Here is a 23,499-nt window from a genome sequence, read left to right as displayed (position 1 = left end):
GTCTCACAGGTTTCCGATCAACGATGGCCGGCCAGGGGCGCATGGTGATCAATGCCATCGCGGGGCTGCGGGTCGGGGTGGACGAGGGCGGCGGACAGGCGGGGGAGGGCGTGAAGGAGGCCGTGTTCGGCTTCCAGGGTGATGCGGTGGGCCTGGACGAGGGTGTGGTCGGGGTCGATCAGGACGTCGCATTCGGCGCGGAGGCGGTGGCCGACCCAGCGGAGGTGCACGGAGCCGACGCCGAGGACGCCGGGGGTGGAGCGGAGGGCCTGTTCGGCCTTATCGACCAGGGCGGGGTCGACGGCGTCCATGAGGCGGTGCCAGACCTGGCGGGCGGCCTGGGTGAGGACGAGGAGGATCGCGAGGGTGATCAGCAGGCCGATCACGGGGTCGGCCCAGGGGAGGCCGAGGGCGACGCCGCCGGCGCCCAGGAGGACGGCCAGGGACGTGAAGCCGTCGGTGCGGGCGTGCAGGCCGTCGGCGACGAGGGCGGCGGAGCCGATGCGGCGGCCGACGCGGATGCGGTAGCGGGCGACGAGTTCGTTGCCCGCGAAGCCGACGAGGGCGGCCAGGGCGACGGCCGTCAGGTGAATGACGGGGCGGGGGTTCGCGAGGCGGTCGACGGCCGTGTACGCGGCCGCGGCGGCGGAGGCGGCGATGGTGAGGAGGATGAGGATGCCCGCCACGTCCTCCGCGCGGCCGTAGCCGTACGTGTAGCGGCGGGTGGGCGGGCGGCGGCCCAGGAGGAACGCGATGCCCAGCGGGACGGCGGTGAGGGCGTCGGCGGCGTTGTGGATCGTGTCGCCCAGCAGGGCGACGGAGCCTGAGGCCGCGACGACGGCGGCCTGGAGGGCGGTGGTGGCGGCCAGGAGCGCCAAGGAGATCCACAGGGCGCGGATCCCCTCGGCGCTCGACTCCAGGGCCGTGTCCGCGTGGGAATGTCCCTTCATTCCTCCACGATGACCCAGAAGGCCGATTGCAGCATCTCGGGAACAGCGGCGTTCATGCAGGTGCGACGTTAATGCGGGTTGGTCGCCAGCAGTTCCGCGAGGAGGTCGTCGAGGGTGACGATTCCGGCGAACGCGCCCTGGGCGTCGTTGATGACGGCCAGGGGCGCGCGGTCGCGGCGGAGGCTGGTGACGGCGTCCAGGACGGTGGTGTTCGCGGTGAGGACGGGGGCCGGGTGGGCCATGTCCGCCGCGCTGCGGCCGTTGGGCTCGGTGATGGCGGCCCGTACGTGGACGATCCCCGCGATCGTGCCGTCGTCCTCGCGTACGAGGAGGCGGCTGTGGCCGCTGGCGGTGGCGGTACGGCGGATCTCGGGCGCGGTGGCGCCCGCGTCGATGGTGGTCACCCGGCCGGCGGGGACGACCAGGCGGGCCACGGTGGCCTCGCGGGCGGAGATGGCGCGCCGGAGGAGTTCGTGGTCGTGCCGGCCGATCAGGCCGAGCCGGCGGGACTCGCCGAGCAGGTGGCCGAGGCGCTGCGGGTCGGTGTGGTCCTCCAGCCCGTCGCGGGGCGTGATGCGGATCAGCCGCAGCAGGCCGTTGGTGGTGGCGTTCAGGGCGGCCAGGATCGGGCGGGATACCTTCGCGAACGCGCGGAACGGCAGCGCCAGGATCAGCGCGGAGCGCTCCGGGTGCGTGATCGCCCAGGATTTCGGCGCCATCTCGCCGATGACCATGTGCAGGAACGTGACGACGGCCAGGGCGGCGGCGAGCGCGATGGCCTTGGAGCCGGCCTCCGGTACGCCGAGGGCGTGCAGGGGAGGTTCGAGGAAGTGCTCGAACGCGGGCTCGGTCACGATCGCCAGGCCCAGCGAGCACATGGTGATGCCGAACTGGGCGCCCGCGAGCATGAGGGAGAGTTCCCGGGTGCCCGCGAGCGCGGCGGCGGCCGGGCGGCTGCCGGTGGCGGCCATCCGTTCCAGCTGGGGCCGGTTGGAGGCGACCAGGGCGAACTCGGCGGCGACGAAGAAGCCGTTGCCGACGAGGAGGAGGACGGTGATCAGCAGGGTGGTCATGACGCCTCCGCCGGGACGAGCGTCCGCAGCCGCACCTCGTCGGGGACGCGCCGGTGGACGGTGATGACCTCGAGTTCGACGCGGGAGCCGGGCAGCTCGATGGTGAGCCGGTCGGCGGGCGCCGGGAGGCGGCGGAGCCGGGCCATGATCAGGCCGCCGAGGGTGTCGTAGGCGTCGCCCTCGGGCAGCGCGAGGCCGGTGAGGCGGCTGACCTCGTCCACGCGGAGGCCGCCGTCCACGACCCAGGAGCCGTCGGCGGCGGCGGTGGGGGCGTCCTCGGCCTCGTCGGTCTCGTCGGCGATCTCGCCGACGAGTTCCTCGGCGACGTCCTCGAACGTGAGGATGCCGGCGAGGCCGCCGTACTCGTCGACGACGCAGGCGAACTCCTCGCCGGTCTCGCGCATCTGCTCGATCACGCCGTACAGCGGCTGGCTGCCGGGGACGAGCAGGGCGGGCCGGGCGATCTCGGCGAGCGGGGTCGTCTCGGCGAGGGTGTCATCGGCGACCTCGCGGGCGCCGGCGACGCCGATGACGTCGTCGACGTCCTGGCCGTACACGGGGAAGTTGGTGTGCCCGGTCTCCCGGACGAGCCCGACGAGGTCGGCGACGGTGGCGCCGCCGGGAAGGGTGCTGACCTGGGGCCGGGGCACCATGACCTCGTCGGCGGTGCGGTCGCCGAACGACAGGGCGCGGTCGAGCAGCCCGGACAGGTCGGCGGGCAGCGTCCCGGCGCTGTGCGAGCTGCTGATGATCTCGCCCAGTTCCTCCAGGGTGGCGCCGCTGTGCAGCTCCTCGACCGGTTCGACGCCGACGGCGCGCAGCAGGCGCACGGCGGAGCGGTCGAACAGCCTGATCAGCGGCCCGAAGACCGTCAGGTAGACGAGGGTGGACGCGGCCAGCGCGCGGGCGAGCGCCTCGGCGCGGGCGAGCGCCAGGTTCTTCGGGAACAGCTCGCCGAGCAGCATCTGGATGAGCGTGGCGAGGACGAAGCCGGTGGCGAGCGCGATCGCTCCGGTGGCGCCGGCGGGGACGCCCGTCAGGCGCAGGAGCGGCTCGATCAGCTCGGCGAGGGCGGGCTTGGCGATGAATCCGACCACGAGGGTGGTCATGGTGATGCCGAGCTGGGCGCCCGACAGCATGAACGACAGCCGGCCGATGACCTTCAGCGCGCGCCGGGCGGCGATGTCGCCCTGGTCGGCGGCCTGGGACAGCCGGGCCCGGTCGGCGGCGACGAAGGCGAACTCCTGGGCCACGAAGTAACCGGTGGCCGCGGTCAGGAGGAACACGGCGAGTACGCCCAGTGTCGCGGTCAGCATCGCGCACCGGGTCTATGACTGGGGTCCGGCACTGCGGACTCTCAACTCCTCTCGATAGGGGAAACCATAAATTCGCAACGTCACCTCACACCAGGTCGTTCCCGGTTGACAAGACGTCGTCCGGTGACGAACGCCTCATAACTCCCATGGGACAAACGCCGCTTGTCTGGAAAAGTGTCACCGATCACACTGGAAGCCGAGCGTGCGGTGGATCCTGGGGGTCCGGACACGCGGGAGCCCGAGGCCGACGGGGATCATGAACGCGGGGCACGACGAGTGAACGAGAGCGGCGCGGCCGCGCCCATGAGCCGTGAGGGGATCGACCACGCCCTCGGGCGGCTGCGCGACGACAAGGACCGGATCTCGGCGGCGCTGCTCGATCTGGAGGACCATGACGGCACCCGGCTGCTCAAGGGGGCCCGGCTGGCGGGCGAGACGTGGCGCCGCTGGGAGGACGCGCGGGCCCGGATCGCGCTGGTCTGGCGGCTGTACGACGCGTACCAGCGGGTCCTCGCCGAGGCGGTGGAGCTGCGCGAGCGGCACGGCCGCCCGAGCGCGGCGGTGCTGGTGGAGCTGACCGGGCTGCTGACCGGCGAGTCCGTCGAGGTCCCGGGCGGGGACATCCCGCTGGAGCGGCGGACGCTGCTCGGCGCCGCCAAGGAGCGGATCACGCTGGACGAGGCCGTCGAGCAGATGTCCGCCGGGTACGCCGCCGCGGCCGAGGTGATCGCGGCGGCGGACACCGCGTGGACGGCGCTGCTCGTCCCGCTGGAGGACGTCGAGGAGATGTGGCGGGAGACGGCCCGGCTCGTCCAGGGCCTGGACGGCGGCGCGCGCCATCCCGAACTGGACCGGCTGGGCCGGGAGCTGTCCGGTGTCGGGCAGATCGCCCGGACCGACCCGCTGTCCCTCGTCCGGGACGGGCGCGTCGACACCTCCCGGCTGGACCGGTGCCGGGAGTCGATGGCGGCGCTGCGCTCGTCCCTGGAGGAGGCCGTCCGGCTCCGGGACGGCTACGAGGAGCGGCTGGCCGCGGTGGCGGCGTCGATCGGCGAGGTGGAGGAGGCGGAGCGGCGGGCGCGCGAGGCCCGTACCGCCGCCACCGTCAAGATCGAGGCCGCGCGGCTGCCGGAGCCGCCCGCGCTGGGCACCGGGCTGCGGCACCGGCTGGCCGACCTGGACGGGCTGCGCCGCGCGGGCCGCTGGGCGGAGCTGGCGGGACGGCTGGCCGAGCTGGACCGGGCCGTCGCGGCGGCGCTGGAGCTGGCGCGCGACAGCCTGCGGCTGAGCACCGGCCTGCTCGACCGGCGCGGCGAGCTGCGCGGGCGCCTGGAGGCGTACCGTGCGAAGGCGGGCCGGCTGGGCTTCGCCGAGGACGAGCGGCTCACCGAGCTGTACGGCGCGGCGCGGAGCCTGCTGTGGTCGGCGCCGTGCGATCTGCGCCGGTCGACGGCGGCCGTGGCCGAGTACCAGCGGGCGATCCGGGCCCGGGAGGGCGCGGCGGAGATGGAGTCGGGTCGATGACGCGGTGCGCCCAGCCCGGCTGTACGGGCAGCGTCCAGGACGACGGTTTCTGCGACATGTGCGGGATGGCGCCCGCGCCGGCGTCCGCGGCGGGCTCGATGCCCGGCTCGGCGCCGCCGGAGGAGGCGTCGGTCTCCCCGACGGCGCCCGCCGAGATGTCCTCGGGCCCCTCGGGGTCTGCGGGCTCAGCGGGGTCGGGGCCCTCGTCCGGCTCGTCCGGCCGGACGGCGACGCGGGGCAGCGCGGGATCGGGATCGGGCGGCTCGACGCGGCGCGGGATGCTCGGCGCCGGGCTCGTGGAGGTGCCGCCCGTCCCGTACCGCGACCCCGCCGACGCGGTCATGGAGCGGCCGCAGGTCCCCGAGAGCCGCCGGTACTGCAGCCGCTGCGGCGAGCCGGTCGGCCGCGGCAGGGAGGGGCGGCCGGGGCGTACCGAGGGGTTCTGCCGCAGCTGCGGGCACCCGTTCTCGTTCACGCCGAAGCTGGAGAAGGGCGAGCTGCTCGGCGGCCAGTACGAGGTGCTCGGCTGCCTGGCGCACGGCGGGCTCGGCTGGGTCTACCTGGCCCGCGACCACAACGTCAGCGGCCGGTGGGTGGTCCTCAAGGGCCTGCTCGACACCGGCGACGCCGACTCGCTGGCCGCCGCGACCGCCGAGCGGGCGTTCCTGGCGGAGGTCGAGCACCCCAACATCGTCAAGATCTACAACTTCGTCCGGCACGGCGGCTCCGGCTACATCGTCATGGAGTACGTCGGCGGCGAGTCCCTCAAGGACATCCTGCTGCGCCGCCGCAAGGAGGCCGGGGAGAACGAGTCGCTGCCGCTCGGCCAGGTGATCGCGTACGGCCTGGAGGTGCTGCGCGCGCTCGGCTACCTGCACGCGCAGGGCCTGCTGTACTGCGACTTCAAGCCCGACAACGCGATCCAGTCCGAGGAGCAGCTGAAGCTGATCGACCTCGGCGGGGTGCGGCGCGCGTTCGACTCCGGCAGCCCGATCTTCGGTACGCCCGGCTACCAGGCGCCGGAGATCGCCGACCAGGGCCCGTCGGTCACCTCCGACCTGTACACGGTGGGCCGCACGCTGGCCGTGCTGAGCTTCCCGTTCCGCGGCTACACCGGCCGCCACCTGCGCAGCCTGCCGCCGCGCGAGGAGGTGCCGCTGCTCGTCCGGTACGAGTCGTACTACCGCCTGCTGCGCCGCGCGACGCACATGGACCCGGCCCGCCGCTTCCAGAGCGCCGCCGAGATGGCCGAGCAGCTCACCGGCGTGCTGCGCGAGGTCCTGTCGGCCGACGACGGGCGGCCCCGGCCCGCGCCGTCCGCGCTGTTCGGGCCGGAGCGCGACGCCGCCGGCACCGACGTCGTCCCGCTCGCGCCCGGGTCCGGCACGGCCGACGGGGCGCGTCCCGTCCTCGCTCCGCTGGCCCCGGGCGCGGCGGCCGCCGCGCTGCCCGCACCGCTGGTGGAGACCGCGGACCCGGCCGCGGGCTTCCTGGCCGGGCTCACCGCCGGAGACCCCGCGGGGCTGGCCGCCGCGCTCGGCTCCACCGCGCTGAAGTCGGCCGAGATCAGCCTGGCGCTGGCCCGCGCCCGGATCGAGCTGGGCGAGCCGGACGCGGCCGCCGGCATCCTCGACGAGATCGCGGCCGAGCGCCCGGACGACTGGCGCGTCGACTGGTACCGGGGCGCCGCCGCGCTCGCCGCCGGCCGGTACCCCGACGCCATCGCGATCTTCGACGATCTGTACGACCTGATGCCGGGCGAGCAGTCGCCCAAGCTGGCGCTCGCGTTCGCGTTCGAGTGCGCGGGCAGGACCGCCGACGCCGACCGCTACTACGAGACGGTGCGGCGCACCGACCCGACGTTCGTGAGCGCCGCGTTCGGGCTGGCCCGCGTGCGGCTGGCGGTACGCGACCGGGACGGCGCGCGGGAGGCGCTCGACACCGTCCCGCTGGTCTCCCGCCACTACGTCGCCGCGCAGCTCGCGACCGTCGCCGCGGCCGTGCGCGGCCGGCGGCCGGAGGAGCTGGACGCGGGCACGCTCACGGGCGCGGGCGGCCGGCTGGACGGCCTGCTGCTGGACACCGAGCGCTACAGCACGTTCGCCGCCGAGGTCCTGGAGGCCGGGCTCGGCTGGCTGGGGTCGTCCCCGCCCGACCCCACCGGCGGGGACCTGCTCGGCACGCCGCTGTCCGAACCGCCGCTGCGGCGCAGGCTGGAGGAGACCTACCGGCTGCTGGCCAAGCTCGCCGGGTGGCCCGCCGACCGGCACGCCCTCGTCATCAGAGCCAACGCCGTACGGCCGAGGACGCTGTTCTGACGATGGGCGGCCACGGATCCGAGCGCGCCGGCGACGGCAGGGACGGGGAGGCGGCCGCCCTCTGCCCCGCCTGCGGCGAGCCGCTGGAACCGTACGACCGCTTCTGCGAGGCGTGCGGACGCGCCGCCCGCGCCGACGACGGCGGGCACGTCGAGACGGAGCTGCCGGGCCGGGCCGCCGGGGTGAGCGACACCGGGCTGGCCCGCGACCGCAACGAGGACGCGCTCGCCATGGCCGCCGTCCCCCGCACGCGCACGGTCTGCGCGGTCGTCTGCGACGGCGTCGCGGCCGCGCCCGGCTCCGACCGCGCCGCCCGGGTCGCCGCCGACACGGGCACGGCGGCGCTGGTCGAGCGGCTGGAGGCGGGGGACGGGCCGGAGAAGGCGACCCGCGCGGCGCTCGACCGGGCGAGCCGCGCCGTCGCCGACCTCGCCGCCGGCCACCGCAACCCGCCCGCCTGCACGTACGTGTCGGCGGTCGTCGAGCCGCGGTCGGTCACGGTGGGCTGGGTCGGCGACAGCCGCGCGTACTGGATCTCCTGCCGCGGCGACCGCGGCTCCCTGCTGCTGACGAGAGACGACTCCTGGGCCGACCTGATGATCTCCCGGCGCGCGATGAGCGAGCCGGCCGCCCGCGCCGACCCGCGGGCGCACCTGCTGACCGGCTGGCTCGGCTCGGCCGCCGCCGCGTTCGCGCCGCACGCCGCGACGTTCCGGCCGAAGGGGCCGGGCGCGGTGCTGGTGTGCAGCGACGGCCTCTGGAACCACCTGCCGGACGCCGCCACGCTGGAGGAGGCCGCGCGCGCCGCCGCCGGCCGCGACGACGGGCTGCTGGACGTGGCGCGCGGGCTCGTCCAGGCGGCCCTCGACGGCGGCGGCCACGACAACGTCACGGTCGCGCTGATCCCCTATCCGCCACTGCCGTACCCGCCGCTCCCGCCGCGTTCCACCGACCCCGACCCACCGGACGAACCCCCGAGGGAGCCCCTCAGATGAGCGACCTTCCCGAGTTCAGCATCCGCGTCGACCACAACCCCTACCTCCCCGCGGGCGGCCGGGAGACGCACGCCATCGTCACCGTCACGGCGGCTGGCACCGGGACCGACGCCGGGACGGACGCCTCCGTCCCCGCGTCCCCCGCCACGGAGGCGGCCGAGGTGATCATCATCGACGCCTCCGGCTCGATGTCGTACTCCGGCAAGATGGCCGCCGCCAAGCGGGCCGCGAAGGCCGCGCTGAACGTGCTGCGCGACGGCGTCCGGTTCGCGGTCGTCGCGGGCGCCAACCAGCCGCGCATGATCTACCCGAAGGGCCGCCGGCTCGTCGCGGCGGACGCCTCGACCCGGCGCGCCGCCGCCGACGCCGTCTCCCGGCTGGACGCCGCGGGCGGCACCGCGATCGGCTCCTGGCTGCGGCTGGCCGACGAGCTGTTCGCCGGCCACCAGGACGCCGTACGGCACGCGATCCTGCTCACCGACGGCAAGAACCAACACGAGACCGAGGCCGAACTCGACGCCGCCCTCGCCCAGTGCTCGGGGAACTTCGTGTGCGACTCGCGCGGCGTCGGCACCGACTGGAACGTGGCGGAGCTGCGCAAGATCTCCTCGGCGCTGCTGGGGACGTTCCTGGACGTGCCGGACCCCAAGGACCTGGAGGCCGACTTCCGCGAGATGACCGCGGCGGCGATGGGCAAGCGGGTCACCGACGTGGTGCTGCGGGTCTGGACGCCGCAGCACGCCGAGCTGCGCTTCCTCAAGCAGATGGTCCCGGTCGTGGAGGACCTCACCGGCCGCCGCACCGGCACCGGCATGATCGGCGACTATCCGGTGGGCGCCTGGGGGAACGAGGAGCGCGAGTACCACCTGTGCGTCGAGGTGCCCGCCGGCGACATCGGCCGGCAGATGCGGGCCGCCTGGGTGAAGGTGGTCCTGCCGGGCGGCGCGGGCGAACCGGCCGAACGGGAGCTGGCCGCGGGCAACGTCCTGATCGAGTGGACCGACGACGAGGCCAAGTCCACCCGCATCAACGCGCGCGTCGCGCACCACACCGGCCAGTCGGAGCTGGCCGACGCCATCCAGGAGGGGCTGGAGGCGCGCCGCGCGGGGGACGAGGAGACCGCGACGGCCCGGCTGGGGCGCGCCGTGGTTCTCGCGGGCGAGGTGGGGAACGAGCAGATCGCCGGGCTGCTGGACCGGGTCGTGGAGGTCGTGGACGAGGGGTCGGGGACCGTACGGCTGCGGCAGGACGTCTCCAAGGCCGACGAGATGTCGCTCGACACCCGTTCGGTACGGACCGTGCGGACACTCGACCGTGGCGGGCAGGACGGCCATCCGCGCACCCGCGCCACGCGTCCCACAGCCGGAGAGGAGGCGTGAGGCGATGGCGATCTGCCCGTCCGGCCACACGTCCGGGTCGGACGACTTCTGCGACACCTGCGGCGTCCTGATCCCGGGCGCGCCGCGCCAGAGCCTCGGCCTGGCGGATCCGGACCCGGCGTCGGGACCGGCGTCACGCGAGGCGGGGGAGGCCGAGGAGGCCGAGGCGTGCCCGATGTGCGGCACGCCCCGTTCCGGACGGTTCTGCGAGGTGGACGCGTACGACTTCGAGACCGGCACCGTGAGCAGCACCGCGCAGTTCTTCGCCGAACCGCTCCAGCCCGAGCAGCCCCGATCCCAGCCGTCCCGGCCGTCCCGGCCTGAGGCGCCGCCGCCCCGGGCCCCCGAAGGCGCCGCGTGGACGGCGGTCATCACCGCCGACCGCGCCTACTACGAGTCGGTGATCGCGATGGGCGGCCCGGACGCCGCGTCGATCGCGTTCCCGCCGTACTGCCCGGAGCGCCGCGTCGCGCTGGCCGGCGGGCAGGTCAGGATCGGCCGCCGGAGCGCCTCGCGCGGCATCGAGCCGGAGATCGACCTGAGCGTCCCGCCCGAGGACCCCGGCGTCTCGCACCTGCACGCGGTGCTGCTCGCCCGCCCGGACGGGACGTGGGAGCTGGTCGACCCGGGCTCCATGAACGGCACCACGCTGAACGGCGGCGGCAAGCCCGTCGACGTCAACGTCCCGGTCCCGGTGGGCGACGGCGACCGGATCCACGTCGGCGCCTGGACGACGATCACGCTCTCCAGCCGGAGGCCGGAATGACGCGGACCGTCCCGCCGAAGAAGGAGGCGGCCGGGCCCGCCGTCGCGAAGCCCGCCGAGGCGCACCCCGCCGAGGTACGGCCGGACGAGGCCGCGCCGGGCGCGGTCGCGCGGTTCGTCCGGGGCCGCTGGCTGGGCACCGTCCCGGGGCGGATCAGGCTGCACGCGGTGCTCGCGCTCGGCGCCGTCGGCGTCCTGCTGCTGCTCCTCGCCGCGACGGTCGGGAACGCCCGGGACGCCGTGCGCACCATCGGCCACGACGCGGGCCCGCAGGTCGTGGCCACCGGGAACCTGTACTTCGCGCTCAGCGACATGGACGCCCACGTGGCCGACGTCCTGCTCATCGGCCGCGAGCACGGCCTCGGCATCGGCCGCGACGAGTCGCTGCGGCAGTACGAGACGCGCCGCGACGAGGCGGGCCAGGCGGCGATCGAGGCGGCGCAGCTGGCCGGGCAGGACGCCGACCGGCAGAAGACCGTGCGGGAGGTCCTCCAGGCGCTCGGCCGCTACGACCGGCTCGTCGGTGAGGCGCTGCTGCTGAGCCGCCAGTCCGGCCATGCCGCCGGGGAGACCCCCAAGCCGGTGATCGACGCGTACCGGCAGGCCACCGACCTGATGCGGATGGAGCTGCTGCCCCGCGCGTACAACCTCACGCTCGACAGCGGCGCCACCGTCCGGCAGGAGTACGAGGAGAAGCGCGGCGCCGTCCAGGCGGGCCGGGCGTGGGTGGTGCTGGCGGGCGTCGCCGCGCTGGCGGTCCTGCTCGCGGCGCAGCTCTACCTCGCCCGCACGTTCCGCCGGGCGGTCAACCCGGCGCTGGCGCTGGCGACCGCCGGGACGCTGCTGCTCCTCGGCGCCGCCGTCGGCATGCTGAACGGGCAGCTCGACCATCTGAGGAAGGCCAAGGAGGACGGCTTCGACTCCGTCCTGACGCTGTCCCGGATCCGGGCGATCAGCCACAGCGCGTTCGCCGACGAGAGCCGCTACCTGCTCGATCCCGAGCGCGCCGACACCTACGAGCAGAACTTCCTCGACAAGGCCCTGGCGATCGCCTACGTGGACCCGGGCGAGTCGCGGCCGCTGAACCTGGACACCTACTACGCGCTGATCGGCCGGACCGCCGCCGAGTACCCGTCCGCGTCGGGCGACACGCGCTTCCTGGGGCTGTTCGCCACGGAGGCGGCGAAGGCGGACGAGGCCGGCGCCGAGCCGCGGCTGGCGGCGGTGCTGCGGGCGTACGCGCGGGTCATGGACGGCGACCGGCGGATGCGGGAGCTGGCGACCGGCGACCGCCGGGACGAGGCGATCGCGCTGCGGATGCGGCGCGAGTCCGGCGGCGCGATCGCCGAGTTCGAACGGTACGACGCCGGCCTGGTCGGGCTGGCGACCCTGCACCGGCAGCGGTTCCAGGACGCGATCGGGTCCGCCGACGGCGGGCTGCGCGGCTGGGGGGCGCTGCCGCCGGCCGCCGGCGCGGTGCTGGCGGCGCTGATCCTGGCCGGGGTCCGCCCCCGGCTGGCCGAGTTCCGGTGAGCCGGATGGGCCGGGCGGGCCGCGCCGGGGAACGGCCCGGCATCCGAGAAGGGGACGGCTGAACATGCGCATCTTCCGGGGCGCCGCGGCGGCGGCCGCGCTGGCCGCCGCGGCCGGATCGGCGGCCGCCTGCGGGCTGGGCGCCGGCGAGGAGTCGGTCGCGCGCAAGGAGTCGCTGGTGATCGGCGTGAAGGCCGACCAGCCGGGGCTCGGGCTCAGGGCGAAGGACGGCACGTACGCCGGGTTCGACGTGGACGTGGCCCGCTACGTCGCGGGCCGGCTGGGCGTCCCGCCGGGACGGGTCACGTTCCGGACCACGCCGTCGTCGATCCGGGAGAAGGCCCTCGCGGACGGCGACGTGGACCTGATCTTCGCCACGTACTCGATCACCGCCCGGCGCAAGGAGGCGGTGACGTTCGGCGGGCCGTACTACGTGCCGCACCAGGACACGCTGGTGCGCGAGGACGACTCCTCGATCCGGAACGTGCGCGACCTCAAGGGCAAGCGGCTGTGCGAGGTGGCCGGGTCCAACTCCTGGCGGCGGGTGGTCGAGGAGCGGGAGATCGCCGCGACCCGGGTCAAGGCGCCCACCTACAGCGCGTGCATGGACCTGCTGGCGGCGCGGAGGATCGACGCGGTCTCGACCGACGACCTGATCCTGGCGGGGTTCGCGGCGGGCCGCCAGGTCAAGATCATCAACGCGCCGTTCACCGACGAGAAGTACGGCGTCGGCATCCGCAAGGGCGATCTGGAGGGCTGCGAGACGGTCAACCGGGCGATCACCCGGATGTACCAGGACGGCACCGCGGCCCGGCTCCTGACCAAGTGGTTCAAGGAGTCCGGGCTGAAGCTGGCGACGAGCGTCCCGCAGTTCGAGGGCTGCTCCTGAGCGCGGTACGGCCTCAGGGCGACGTGGTGGACGGGAGCGCGCCGATCGCCTCGCGCAGCGTGTCGTAGATCGGGATGAACTCGTCCACCGCGGTGATCCGGAAGACCCGGCGCACCCGCGGCGGCAGCGCCACCAGGGCGATCATCGTGCCGCGCTCCAGCGCGTTCCGGTTGGCCGACACGATCGAGTTGAGCCCGGTGGAGTCGCAGAACGTGACCTGCCGCATGTCGACGACCATCGGTCCGCCCGCCTCCAGGACCTCCGACATCGTCTCCTCGAAGCGTTCGCGGGACACGACGTCGATCTCGCCGCGCACCCGCACCACGGTGCAGCGGTCCTGCCGCAGAAGGGAAACGTCGAAATCCATTGGGCAACCTCCCCGCCCCGAGTATGAGAGCACCCGTGACCCGCCCGCACGGTCCCGATCGCGCACTCCCGTGGCCGCCGAACCGGCCCGTCCGGTGTGGGGCCTCATCGCCCCGTACGTTCCCGACCGTAACCGATCCCCCGCCGTGGCCGGACCGCCCGGCTCCTGGGAATCCACTGAAAAAGCTACTGCACAGAAACCTACTTTGCAGTAAGGAATGGTCCCGGATTGGATCAAGGGTCCAATGCGGGCCGGGTTACGGTGCCCCCTTACCAGCGTGGTACACATCACCTTGACGCTTCCGTGACCTGCGGCGGAGCCGTACACTGCCCTTCTGGCACCGGGAAAGGGCGCCGGTGACCATGGCCCGGAACGGCGCAGACGTTACAGTGGCGGTGCCGAATTCTGGAGGCTGGGTGTTCTACACGTTCATGTCGCGCGTCGTGGCCCCGATCCTGCGACTGCTTTTCCGGCCGCGGATCGAGGGCCTGGAGAACGTCCCGCTCTACGGGCCGCTCATCGTGGCCAGCAACCACCTGTCCTTCATCGACAGCTTCATCATCCCGCTGTCGATCCCGCGCCCGGTGACCTACGTCGCCAAGGCCAGCTACTTCGAGGGCAAGGGGCTCAAGGGCCGGTTCGTCCGCTGGTTCATGACCACGCTCGGGCACGTCCCGATCAAGCGCGGCGCCGGCCGGGCCGCCATGGGCGCGCTGGAGCAGGGCCGCGACGTCCTCGCGAACGCCGGCGCGTTCGCGATCTACCCGGAGGGCACCCGCTCCCCGGACGGCCGCCTCTACCGGGGCCGCACCGGCGTGGGCTGGCTCGTGCTGGCGTCCGGCGCCCGCGTCCTGCCGGTCTCCCTGGAGGGCACCGAGAAGATCCAGCCGCTCGGCGCCTCCAGGCCGCGCGTGCTGGGCCCGCGGCCCACCGTGCGGATCGGCCCCCCGATGGACTTCACCCACTACCGCGACCTCCCGCCGGCCAAGGCGCGCCGCGCCATCACCGACGAGATCGTGGAGACCATCCAGAAGCTGGGCGGCCTCGACTACACCGGCACCTACAACGACCGGGCCGACGCCGCCGGCAAGTGACCCCGGCCTAGCGCGGGGGGCGGGCGGGACGGGCGAGGCGGTACGCCCGCATGCTCCCGCGATGCCGGAGACCTGCGCCCCGATCGGCGGCCGGGCTCGATGAAAGGGCGTGTCGCCGAAGGGGGATCCCGGCCGTCCGCCCCTAGTGTCACCAGGCATGGCGCACAGGCTCGTACGGACAGCGATGATCATGACGGCGGCCGCCGCCTGCGCGGGCGCGTGCGGCGGCGGGGGCGCGGACGGCGCCAAGACCCAGCAGGTGAAGTCCACGGGACGGGCCGCGCTGGCCGGTACCGCGTACACCTCCGCCCAGCTCCAGCAGGCGCTGCTCGCCCAGCCGGCCGGCTACAAGCGGGTCGGCGAGGTCGACGCCGGCGAGTACGGCGCGCTCAAGGCCGTCCAGAACTTCGAGCAGCTGCACCGCCAGGTCACGCTCGACAAGCCCGACTGCGCCGGCGCCGCGGGCGGCACCCCCGGCGGGAAGGCGCTGGACAAGACCGCGCCCGCGGCGATCGCCACGTACGGCAAGAGCAGCGGGCAGACCATCACCGAGACGCTGATGTCGATGCCGGCCGAGGCGGCCGAGCAGCACGTCAAGGCCAAGGTGCCGGCGGCGTGCGGCACGTTCAAGACCAAGGTCGGCGGCAAGTGGTCCGAGCACCGCGTGGTCGAGTCGCCGTCCGCCGCCATCGGCGACGGGTCCCGCACGGTCGGGATCTCGACGCGGTCCGGCGCCTCCCGGGTGAAGACCTGGTACGTCGTCGTCCAGGGCCGCCGCTACCTCGCGACCGTCAGCCTCATCGGCCCGAACGTCACCCGCGCGGAGGCCGAGCAGATCGCCCGCCAGGCCGACGCGCAGGCGCGCCGCGTCCTGCCCTGACGGGGCACTCGCGGCCGGTATCCCCGAACGGATACCGTTCCCCTTACTTGACGATGTGAGCGAGTGGGGGAGCCCTTGATCGGCAAAGAGGGCCGGGTCACCGGCAGGATCGGTCCCGGTCTGGTCGGAGAGGTGATGATCCCGGTCCGCGGCGGGGTGGAGGCGTTCTACGCGCACCCGTCGGACCCGCGCGACGAGTTCACCCCTGGGACGATCGTGGTGGTGGTCGAGTACCACCCGCCCCGGACCGTGTACGTCGCCCAGGCGCTGGGCTGAATCGGCGCCGGGCTGGATCCGGCCACGGGAAATTAGCGGCGCTAAGGGAACCCGGCGGGCATCGGGCGCATCATAGGAGGGACGCCGACCGTTGGCGTCCCGATCCGGCGGCGTGCGAGCGCCGGACCGGCCCCCCAGCCCAGAGGAGGCCGCATGCCCGTTGTCGGAGTCGCGATCGCGGTGGTCGTCGCCCTGATCGTGCTGATCATCCTGTTCAAGATGGTCTGGCGGGTGGCCGAACCCAACGAGGCGCTGATCATCTCGGGGCTGGGCGCCAAGTCGAAGCCGCTCGACGGCGTCGACAGCCTGGGCTTCAAGATCGTGACCGGCAAGGGGACCGCGGTGCTGCCCGGTTTCCAGGTCGCCCGCCGGCTGCACCTCGACAGCCGGTCCGGCAACCTCGAGGTCAACTGCGTCACCCAGCAGGGCATCCCGGTCAAGGTCCGCGGCGTGGTCATCTACAAGGTCGGCGACGACTTCATCTCCATCGCCAACGCCGCCCGCCGCTTCCTGGAGCAGCAGAGCTCCATGGACGGCGCCATCCACGAGCTGTTCACCGGCCACCTGCGCTCGATCATCGGCAACCTGACCGTCGAGGACCTGATCCTCAACCGCGAGCGGCTGACCAGCGAGACGCGCAGCTCCGCCGCCGACGAGATGAGCAAGCTCGGCCTGGTCGTCGACTCCCTCCAGATCCAGGAGATCGACGACGAGACCGGCTACATCGTCAACCTGGGCCGCCCGCACGCCGCGAAGGTCGCCGCCGCGGCCCGCATCGCCGAGGCCGAGCGCAACCAGGAGGCCACCCGGCGCGAGCAGGAGACCGAGCGGGAGAACGCCGCCGTCATCCGGGACACCGAGATCAAGAAGGCCGAGTACGACGGCCAGGTGAAGCAGGCCGAGCAGCAGGCCCGCCAGGAGGTCATCCAGCGCGAGACCCGCAACGCCGAGCTGGAGGCCGAGCGCACCGAGCGGCAGCTGGAGAGCCAGGTCCGCAAGCCCGCCGACGCCAAGGCGTACGAGCAGGTCAAGCTGGCCGAGGCCGAGCGCGAGGAGCGCATCGCCTACGCCCAGGCCGCGGCCACCGAGGTGCAGCTCAAGGCGCAGCGCGAGTCCGAGGCCATCCGGCTGCTCGGTGAGGCCGAGGCGGACGCCACCAAGCGCAAGGGCCTGGCCGAGGCCGAGGCGATCAAGGCTCGCGCCCAGGCGCTGGCCGAGAACCAGGAGGCGGTCATCGCCCAGCAGCTCGCCGAGAACTGGGCCGAGATCGTCGAGGCGGGCGCCGGCGTCTTCGGCAACGTCGACAACATGGTCGTCCTGAACGGCGCCCAGGGCGTCGAGGAGATGCTGGCCAAGGCGCTCACCCTGGGCGGCACCGGGCTCGGCCTGGCGCGCCAGCTGCTGGCCGGCCAGGCGGGCGTGCAGCCCGCCAAGCCCGCCAACGGCAAGCCCGCGGACGCGGCGGCCGCCGCCACCGGCTCCGTCCCGGTCAGCGCGCCCGCCCCGCCCAAGCCCGACACCGACTGACCGTCCCGTACGCGCGGACCGCCCGCCCCGGACAGGCTCCGGGGCGGGCGGTCCGCGTTATGGAAGTCGAAGGCGGCGTCCCCCCATATGGTTGGGAGCATGTCCGTGCCCCGGCTCGCCGTCTCCGTCGATCTCGTCGTCCTCACCGTCCGGGAGCAGCGGCTCAGCGCGCTGATGTGGCGCCGCGACCGGCCGCCGTACGACGGGTGCTGGTCGCTGCCCGGCGGCTTCATCCAGCTGGACGAGGACCTCCCCGTGGCCGCGTCCCGGCTGATGGCGGAGCGGGCCGGGCTGGCGGACGTGCGGATCCACCTGGAGCAGCTCGCGACGTTCGGCTATCCGGACCGGGACCCGCGGCAGCGGGTGGTGAGCGTGGCCTACCTGGGCCTGGCGCCGGACCTGCCGGCGTCCAGCCGGGCGCAGGTGCTGTGGACGGCCGTGGACGAGCTGACGCGCGGCGGATCGGCGTTCGACCACCGGCGGATCCTGTGCGACGGGGTGGAGCGGGCGCGGGCGAAGCTGGAGTACACGTCGCTGGCGGCGGCGTTCTGCCCGCCCGAGTTCACGGTGGCCGAGCTGCGCCGGGTGTACGAGATCGTGTGGGGCACGGAGCTGGACCCGCGGAACTTCCACCGGAAGGTCACGGGAGCGGACGGCTTCCTGGTCCCGACGGGCCGCACGACGACGCGGGACGGCGGCCGCCCGGCCCGCCTGTACACCCGCGGAGACGCCGAGCAGCTGCGGCCCCCGATGCTCCGCCCGCGTACCGGCGCCCGCTCCTGACCCGCCGCCGGAGGCCGCTTGAACCGGTGGACGGAAATCTTGACCGGAGCCGTGTCCCGGCTGGTCGGCGCATCGTTTTCGGATTGCTAGCTTGGTGTCCCATGGATGGCGAATTGTCCGAAGAGCTGGGGCTGCTCGTCCGTGACATCGGCGACGCCGGGGTGGAGGAGATGGCCGGATCGCCGGCGCTGGCGGCGGCCGTCGACCAGCACGCGGCGGCGGTCCGCGACGCCGTCGCGGGCCCGGACGGCGGCCGGCCCGAGACGGACGCGCTGATGGACTACCTGCACTCGTTCGCCGAGGACGCCTTCCGGCGCGGCTGGTGGCCGGACAGCACGCACGACTGGGAGTTCGTCCGGATCGTCACCGTCTGCTGGATGCTGCGCCAGGACCCCTCGCCGTCGTCCTGACCGGGCGGGACTCCGTAGGCTGGGGAGCACACCCGAAGAACGAGGAGGACGACGGTGTCCGAAGCAACCACCCCCCGCTTCCGCTCCGTGCTCGACCGCTTCCAGGCCTACAAGCCCGGCAAGGTCGTGGTCTCGCCCGAGGGCCGCTCGTTCAAGCTGTCGTCGAACGAGTCGCCGCTGGGGCCCCTGCCCTCCGTCCTGGACGCCATCACCGAGGCCGCCCAGCGCGTCAACCGCTACCCCGACAACACCTGCGCGGCGCTCATCGAGGCGATCTCCGCGCGGTTCGGGGTCCCCGCCGACCACATCGCGGTGGGCTGCGGGTCGGTCGGCGTGACGCAGATGCTGCTGGAGGCCGTGGCCGAGCCCGGCGCCGAGGTGCTGTACGCGTGGCGCTCGTTCGAGGCGTACCCGGTCCTGGTGGCGCTCTCCGGGGCCACCGGCGTGCAGGTTCCGCTCACCGACGAGACGCACGACCTGGACGCGATGGCGGACGCGATCACCGACCGGACCCGGCTGATCTTCGTCTGCAACCCGAACAACCCGACCGGCACCGTCGTCCGCCGCGCCGAGCTGGAGCGCTTCCTCGACCGGGTGCCAGCCGACTGCCTGGTCGTGCTGGACGAGGCGTACCGCGAGTACATCCGCGACGCCGACGTCCCCGACGGGCTCACCCTCTACCCCGACCGCCCGAACCTGGTCGTCCTGCGGACGTTCTCCAAGGCGTACGGGCTCGCCGGCCTCCGCGCCGGCTTCCTGGTCGGCCACCCCGTCGTGGCCGAGGCGATCCGCAAGACCTACCTCCCGTTCAGCGTCAACTCCCTCGTGCAGGCGGCGGCGGTCGCCTCGCTGGCCGCCGAGGACGAGCTGCTCGCCCGCGTGGAGGGCACGGTGAAGGAGCGCGAGCGGGTCCGCGACGCGCTGCTGGCCGACGGCTGGACGGTGCCGCCGACCGAGGCGAACTTCGTCTGGCTGCGGCTGGGCGAGCGCACGATGGAGTTCTCCGCCGCCTGCGACGCGCAGGGCGTCAGCGTCCGGCCGTTCGACGGCGAGGGAGCGCGCGTCTCGATCGGCTCCCCCGAGGAGAACGAGGCGTTCCTGGCCGTGGCCAGGGCGTTCCCGCACCGCCGCTGACGTCAGCCGGTCCCGCTCCCGCCGGTCCCGCCGCCCGGGTCTCCGGTCCCCGGGTCGCCCGTCCCCGGGTCCCCGGTTCCGGGATCGCCTGTTCCCGGGTCGCCGGTGCCGGGGTCGCCGGTGCCCGGATCCCCGGTGCCCGGATCGCCCGTGCCCGGATCCTCCGTCCCCGGGTCGGGGTCGGGCGTGCCGGGCCGGGTCGGGCCGGACCCGGGCCGGGTGGGCCTGCTCGGCCCGGTGGTCTCCGGCGCCGGCGCGGTCGCCCGCGGCGCGGCGGGCGGCGGCGCGGCGTCCTCGGCGGCCGGCGGGGCCGACGTCCCGGGCGTGGTGCTCGGCGCCGGTTCCGGGCCCGGCGAGAGCCGCAGCAGCGCCGGCGCGTGCCGGCGGATCGGCTCGTACCCGACGATGGCGGAGACGGCGGCTCCGGCGCCCAGCACGACGGCGGCGGCGCCCGCCGCGGCGGCGACGCGCATGCGGTCGGTGGTCTTCTGCTCCATGCCCTGCCCCCAGGGCCCAGGCCGGTGAGAGCTTCACCGGTTTCCCTCGGAGAGTAGGACGGGCGCCGCCGCGCGCGCGTTGGCCCGTGGCCGGGTCCGGCCGCCCTGAGGCGAGCTGGGACGGGCTGCGCGCCTCCCCGGGCCGGTCGGTGCCCGGGGCCGGGCGTCAGGTGCCGGCCTTGGGGCCCAGCTTCTCCACGATCAGCCGGTAGAGCTGGCGCGGCCGGCCGGGCTGCGGCGTCCGGTTCGGCGGCAGCGGCCAGGCGAGGCCCTCCTCGACCAGGGTGCGCAGCAGGCGCCGGGCGGTGCGCGGCGTCACGCCGAGCATCTTACCGGCGTTCTCCGCGTCCACGATCAGCGGCTGCTCCTGGTCGCCGAGCTTGTCGGCGAGCCGGGCGAGGATCTCCAGACCCTTCGGCTTGGCCTGCGGCTGCGCGCGTGGCGGCGTGCGGGGAGCCGGCACGAGCGCGCGGCCGTCGCGGTCGAGCGCGAAGCCCTGGGCGCGCTGGGAGCTCTGCGAGCGGGCCAGCGCGGCGCGGGCGTGGGTCTCGGCCTCGTGCGCCGTACGGCCCATCCCGATGCCGACCTCGATCGCCAGCCCCAGCTCCTCGCGGACCCGTTCGACGAACGGCGGCGTCCGGAACCCCTCGGTGCCGGCGGTGACCGAGCCGCGGGTCGCGATGACCAGGTAGCTGTGGTCGTCCAGCGGCCACACGGAGGCGTTCATCCGGTGCGCCTCCTGGAGCAGCACCCGGTGCAGCGCCAGCTTGAGCTCGTCGCGCCAGTAGCGCGGCGTGACGCGGCGCGGGGTCTCGCGCAGCGTCGGGACGTCCACCAGGACGACGACGAGCTGCGACTCCTCCAGCCGGTGGTGGGCGCCCAGCAGCGCCGCGGTCTGCAGCGAGCTGCGGATCGCCGCGCCGGTCGGCCGGACCCTTATGGTCGGCACCCCGGCCATCTCCATCCGCTCGGCCGTGGCGTGCACGCACGTCATCGCGACGGTGGTCGCGCCGCGGCGCCACAGCCGCTCGTGGAACGCGGCCAGCGTGCCCGGCCCGGCGGCCTCCTCGCGCAGGTGGACCTGCTCGGTTCCGAGGCTGATCTCGGCGTACGCCTCCTCGACCTCGGCGCGGCCGAGCACGTCGATGCTCACCCGGCCCGGATCGAAGCGCTCGTCCAGGGAGGCCCGCAGCAGCGCGCCTTGGAGGGCGGCGCCGTTCAGCGGCACGTACGTGGCCGGCATCGTCAGCACCCCGGCCTTGCGGGCGAAGTCGTACGGGACCGGGCTGGCGAACAGGCACACGTCCACCCCGGAGCCCAGCCGTACGACCTTGTCGGCCGCCTCCTGCTCGTCGCGGTACGCGGCGGCCACCAGCCGGCTCGGTACCGGTGTGGGGCCGTGCCCCATCAGCATGACCCGCTCGACCAGGTCGTGCGGGCCGACCACGCCGATCGTGAGATCGGGGGTCACCGACCCCGTCCTGGTGGTCGTCATAGGTGATCGCTCGCTTCCCGACCAGCCTCGTGTGGGGGGCCCTGCCCCGGCCATGCGTTCGCGCACGCTCCGCCCAACGGTTGACTCATGGCTTGTCGCCCCTGCCTTCTGACCCTGCACCGCAACCCCGCGATTCGTTCCCTCAGTGGGCAGATCGGGTCAGGGCGACGATGTGTGACGCCCAGACGCGAAATCGAATCAAGAGTGCGGCGAAAAAGTAACCTACGCGACCCCCTAGTCAGTAATTTGTCACCAATCGGTCAGTCTTGATCCTGCATCTTCGGACGTCCGAAGTTGAAAAACAAGACCCGAAATCACCGCGAGACGCCTCCCGAGGCACTGATGCGCACTGAAGAGACCCCTGCGGTGTCCGATCGGTTTACGCCGGGGCCGAAATGCGACCGACCTGTCTCCGCAGCTCAGGTGAAGACGAGTGATCCGCCGCCCGCACCGGCCTTCGCGCCGTTTCGGCCGGTCACGCGTTCGCCGAGGTCGCCCGCCGTTCCGGGGTACGGCGCGCGGGGCCCGGAACGACCGGGCCGGAATGTCCAGGTCCGGCCAGCGGAAAGGCCCGCGGCCCGGTCCAGGACGGACCGGGCCGCGGGCCCAGGCGTCAGGCGCCTGTCAGGAATCCGTGTAAGAAATCCAGTCAGAGCGTCCCGCGGGGGCGGACCGCGGCCTCCGGGCCCCGCCCGGCGGAACGGCTCAGAAGGTCTCGCGGATGATCTCCGCGCCCAGCTGGGAGAGCCGCTCGGCGGTGTGCGCGTGACCGCGGTCGAGGTAGTAGGCCGAGGTGATCGTGGTCTCGCCCTCGGCGGCCAGCCCGGCCAGCACCAGCGCGCTGCCGCAGCGCAGGTCGTGGGCCTCCACCTCGGCGCCGCGCAGCGCGTTCGGGCCGTTGACCTTGGCGCGGTTGCCGTTCACCTCGATGTCGGCGCCCATCTTCATGAGCTCGTCGGCCAGCTTGAACCGGCCGTCGAAGATCCGCTCGTAGATGTAGGACGGGCCGTCCGCCAGGCAGGACAGCGCCATGATCGGCGACTGGAGGTCGGTGGCGAAGCCCGGGTACTCGTCGGTGATCACGTTGATCGGGCGCAGCGCGCGCTCGCGCCGCACCTGGAGGACGGCGCCCTGCTGGTGGAACTCCAGCCCCATCTGCTCCAGCTTGTCGGCGGCCACGCCCAGGTGCTCCAGGTTGGCGCCCACGAGGTGCAGGTCCCCGCCGGTGATCGCGGCGGCCATCACGAACACGCCGGTGTCGATCCGGTCCGGCATGACGGTGTGCTCGACCGCCGACAGCTCGTCCACGCCCTCGACGGTGATGAAGCCGGTACCGCCGCCGGTGATCCGCGCGCCCATCGCCTGGAGCAGCGCGATGTTGTCGAGGACCTCGGGCTCCAGCGCGGCGTTCTTGATCAGCGTGGTGCCGCGGGCGAGCGCCGCCGCCATGATCAGGTTCTCGGTGCCGGTGTGCGACGGGGTGTCGCAGTAGAGCGTGCCGCCGCGCAGGTCGCCGGCCTTGATGTGGATCTGGCCGTTGCCGTTGTCGCCCATCTGCTCGGTGACGGTCGCGCCGAGCCGCTTGAAGCCGTTGTAGTGGAAGTCCAGGTTCCGGCTGCCCAGGTTGCAGCCGCCGACGCCCTCGATCACCGCCTCGCCGAGCCGGTGCAGCAGCGCCGGCACGAACAGGAACGAGCCGCGGAAGCGCGCGGCGATGTCGGCCGGCAGGACCGGGCTGTCGAGCGTGGAGGCGTCGATCACGAGCGTCCGCTCGGCCTCGTGCAGCTCGGCCTTGGCCCCGATGGCCCGGGCCAGCTCGACGGCGCGCCGGACGTCCTCGATGATCGGGACGTTGCGCAGCACCGTCCGCCCCTTGGCCGCCATCAGCGAGGCACCGATCATGGGCAGGACCGCGTTCTTGGCCCCCTGGATGAAAACGGTGCCGTTCAGCTGCCGGCCGCCGCGCACGCGGTACCGAACGTCGTGGCCCATGCTCATGCCGTATGACTCCTTAGCTGCGGAAACGGTCCTGAAAAAAGATCAACTGGACTGTGCATGCCCCGTACGGGCGGGTGTGACCCGTCCGAACCGACCGGCGGGCCGTCGCTGGGCCGGACGTGCCGACGACATCCCCTCATTGCACAACGCGTCCCCAGTAAACCACCGTGAACGAGGTGGGAAGTGCTGAGCGCGCCGGTCGTTCCAGCCCGGTCTCTATGACCGTGCAAAGCCCCCGGAAGTTCGCGTTCTCCCGGACTTCTCACAGCAATCCGGTGTGAACCGCGCCGCACCCT

The 23,499-nt window shown here is 73.8% G+C and carries 21 protein-coding genes; 14 read left to right on the top strand and 7 right to left on the bottom strand.

Translation table 11 applies throughout. The features are described from left to right. Window positions 1–17: 17 nt before the first annotated feature. From AB0881_RS27065 to AB0881_RS27055, 3 genes are all read right to left on the bottom strand, one after another. Window positions 18–950: a cation diffusion facilitator family transporter gene (locus tag AB0881_RS27065; protein ID WP_366621154.1), complete on the bottom strand. Its 933-nt coding sequence runs from the start codon at window positions 948–950 to the stop codon at window positions 18–20. 68 nt (window positions 951–1,018) lie between these two features. Beyond that, window positions 1,019–2,023 (bottom strand): hemolysin family protein, encoded by a 1,005-nt coding sequence (locus AB0881_RS27060; RefSeq protein WP_366621152.1) that lies wholly within the window; start codon window positions 2,021–2,023, stop codon window positions 1,019–1,021. Beyond that, window positions 2,020–3,339 (bottom strand): hemolysin family protein, encoded by a 1,320-nt coding sequence (locus tag AB0881_RS27055; protein ID WP_366621150.1) that lies wholly within the window; start codon window positions 3,337–3,339, stop codon window positions 2,020–2,022. The genes AB0881_RS27060 and AB0881_RS27055 overlap by 4 nt, the downstream gene beginning before the upstream one ends. 276 nt (window positions 3,340–3,615) lie before the next feature. Here AB0881_RS27055 and AB0881_RS27050 point away from each other — a divergent pair, with 276 nt between their 5' ends. The 7 genes from AB0881_RS27050 (at window position 3,616) to AB0881_RS27020 (ending at window position 12,742) form a co-directional block, all read left to right on the top strand. After that, complete coding sequence (locus tag AB0881_RS27050; RefSeq protein WP_366621149.1) at window positions 3,616–4,863, top strand: hypothetical protein; 1,248 nt, start codon at window positions 3,616–3,618, stop codon at window positions 4,861–4,863. Then, window positions 4,860–7,181 carry a tetratricopeptide repeat protein gene (locus AB0881_RS27045; RefSeq protein ID WP_366621147.1) on the top strand — a complete coding sequence of 774 codons (2,322 nt, stop codon included), beginning with the start codon at window positions 4,860–4,862 and terminating at the stop codon, window positions 7,179–7,181. Before AB0881_RS27050 ends, AB0881_RS27045 begins: the two co-directional genes overlap by 4 nt. Window positions 7,182–7,183: 2 nt before the next feature. Continuing rightward, window positions 7,184–8,176: a protein phosphatase 2C domain-containing protein gene (locus tag AB0881_RS27040; protein WP_366621146.1), complete on the top strand. Its 993-nt coding sequence runs from the start codon at window positions 7,184–7,186 to the stop codon at window positions 8,174–8,176. Then, entirely contained in the window at window positions 8,173–9,555 is a 1,383-nt protein-coding gene (locus tag AB0881_RS27035) for a VWA domain-containing protein (protein WP_366621144.1), read from the top strand. Before AB0881_RS27040 ends, AB0881_RS27035 begins: the two co-directional genes overlap by 4 nt. Before the next feature lie 4 nt (window positions 9,556–9,559). After that, window positions 9,560–10,321, top strand: coding sequence for an FHA domain-containing protein (locus AB0881_RS27030; RefSeq protein ID WP_366621142.1), 762 nt, complete (start codon window positions 9,560–9,562; stop codon window positions 10,319–10,321). Beyond that, window positions 10,318–11,853 (top strand): hypothetical protein, encoded by a 1,536-nt coding sequence (locus tag AB0881_RS27025; protein WP_366621140.1) that lies wholly within the window; start codon window positions 10,318–10,320, stop codon window positions 11,851–11,853. The genes AB0881_RS27030 and AB0881_RS27025 overlap by 4 nt, the downstream gene beginning before the upstream one ends. Window positions 11,854–11,917: 64 nt before the next feature. Next, a complete protein-coding gene (locus tag AB0881_RS27020) occupies window positions 11,918–12,742 on the top strand; it encodes a glutamate ABC transporter substrate-binding protein (RefSeq protein ID WP_366621139.1) in 825 nt (274 codons plus the stop codon). Window positions 12,743–12,755: 13 nt separating this feature from the next. Here the strand turns inward: AB0881_RS27020 and AB0881_RS27015 are convergent, their stop codons facing one another. After that, window positions 12,756–13,109 (bottom strand): STAS domain-containing protein, encoded by a 354-nt coding sequence (locus tag AB0881_RS27015; RefSeq protein WP_366621137.1) that lies wholly within the window; start codon window positions 13,107–13,109, stop codon window positions 12,756–12,758. Window positions 13,110–13,525: 416 nt separating this feature from the next. On the opposite strand from AB0881_RS27015, the gene AB0881_RS27010 reads away from it, so the two are divergent. The 7 genes from AB0881_RS27010 (at window position 13,526) to hisC (ending at window position 19,213) form a co-directional block, all read left to right on the top strand. Next, a complete protein-coding gene (locus AB0881_RS27010; RefSeq protein WP_366621212.1) occupies window positions 13,526–14,203 on the top strand; it encodes a lysophospholipid acyltransferase family protein in 678 nt (225 codons plus the stop codon). 157 nt (window positions 14,204–14,360) lie between these two features. Further along, window positions 14,361–15,083: a hypothetical protein gene (locus AB0881_RS27005; protein WP_366621135.1), complete on the top strand. Its 723-nt coding sequence runs from the start codon at window positions 14,361–14,363 to the stop codon at window positions 15,081–15,083. Window positions 15,084–15,146: 63 nt separating this feature from the next. Continuing rightward, window positions 15,147–15,359, top strand: coding sequence for a hypothetical protein (locus AB0881_RS27000; RefSeq protein WP_366621134.1), 213 nt, complete (start codon window positions 15,147–15,149; stop codon window positions 15,357–15,359). Window positions 15,360–15,512: 153 nt separating this feature from the next. Then, the gene (locus AB0881_RS26995) at window positions 15,513–16,886 is read left to right on the top strand and encodes an SPFH domain-containing protein (RefSeq protein WP_366621133.1); all 1,374 of its coding nucleotides are present in this window, start codon (window positions 15,513–15,515) and stop codon (window positions 16,884–16,886) included. Window positions 16,887–16,985: 99 nt separating this feature from the next. Beyond that, window positions 16,986–17,669, top strand: a complete 684-nt coding sequence (locus tag AB0881_RS26990) for an NUDIX domain-containing protein (RefSeq protein WP_366621132.1) — start codon at window positions 16,986–16,988, stop codon at window positions 17,667–17,669. Between the two features lie 113 nt (window positions 17,670–17,782). After that, entirely contained in the window at window positions 17,783–18,079 is a 297-nt protein-coding gene (locus AB0881_RS26985; RefSeq protein WP_366621130.1) for a DUF6401 family natural product biosynthesis protein, read from the top strand. Between the two features lie 54 nt (window positions 18,080–18,133). Further along, window positions 18,134–19,213, top strand: coding sequence for a histidinol-phosphate transaminase (hisC, locus tag AB0881_RS26980; RefSeq protein ID WP_366621128.1), 1,080 nt, complete (start codon window positions 18,134–18,136; stop codon window positions 19,211–19,213). 2 nt (window positions 19,214–19,215) lie between these two features. On the opposite strand, the gene AB0881_RS26975 is transcribed toward hisC, so the two are convergent. From AB0881_RS26975 to murA, 3 genes are all read right to left on the bottom strand, one after another. Continuing rightward, window positions 19,216–19,710: a hypothetical protein gene (locus AB0881_RS26975; protein WP_366621127.1), complete on the bottom strand. Its 495-nt coding sequence runs from the start codon at window positions 19,708–19,710 to the stop codon at window positions 19,216–19,218. Window positions 19,711–19,876: 166 nt separating this feature from the next. Next, window positions 19,877–21,205: a transcriptional regulator gene (locus AB0881_RS26970; protein WP_366621125.1), complete on the bottom strand. Its 1,329-nt coding sequence runs from the start codon at window positions 21,203–21,205 to the stop codon at window positions 19,877–19,879. A gap of 705 nt (window positions 21,206–21,910) precedes the next feature. Then, complete coding sequence (gene murA, locus AB0881_RS26965; RefSeq protein WP_366621211.1) at window positions 21,911–23,197, bottom strand: UDP-N-acetylglucosamine 1-carboxyvinyltransferase; 1,287 nt, start codon at window positions 23,195–23,197, stop codon at window positions 21,911–21,913. Window positions 23,198–23,499: the final 302 nt, after the last annotated feature.

The organism is Spirillospora sp. NPDC029432 (assembly GCF_040703975.1).
Classification (GTDB): Bacteria; Actinomycetota; Actinomycetes; order Streptosporangiales; family Streptosporangiaceae; genus Spirillospora.
This window is presented reverse-complemented; position numbering and strand designations above follow the sequence as displayed.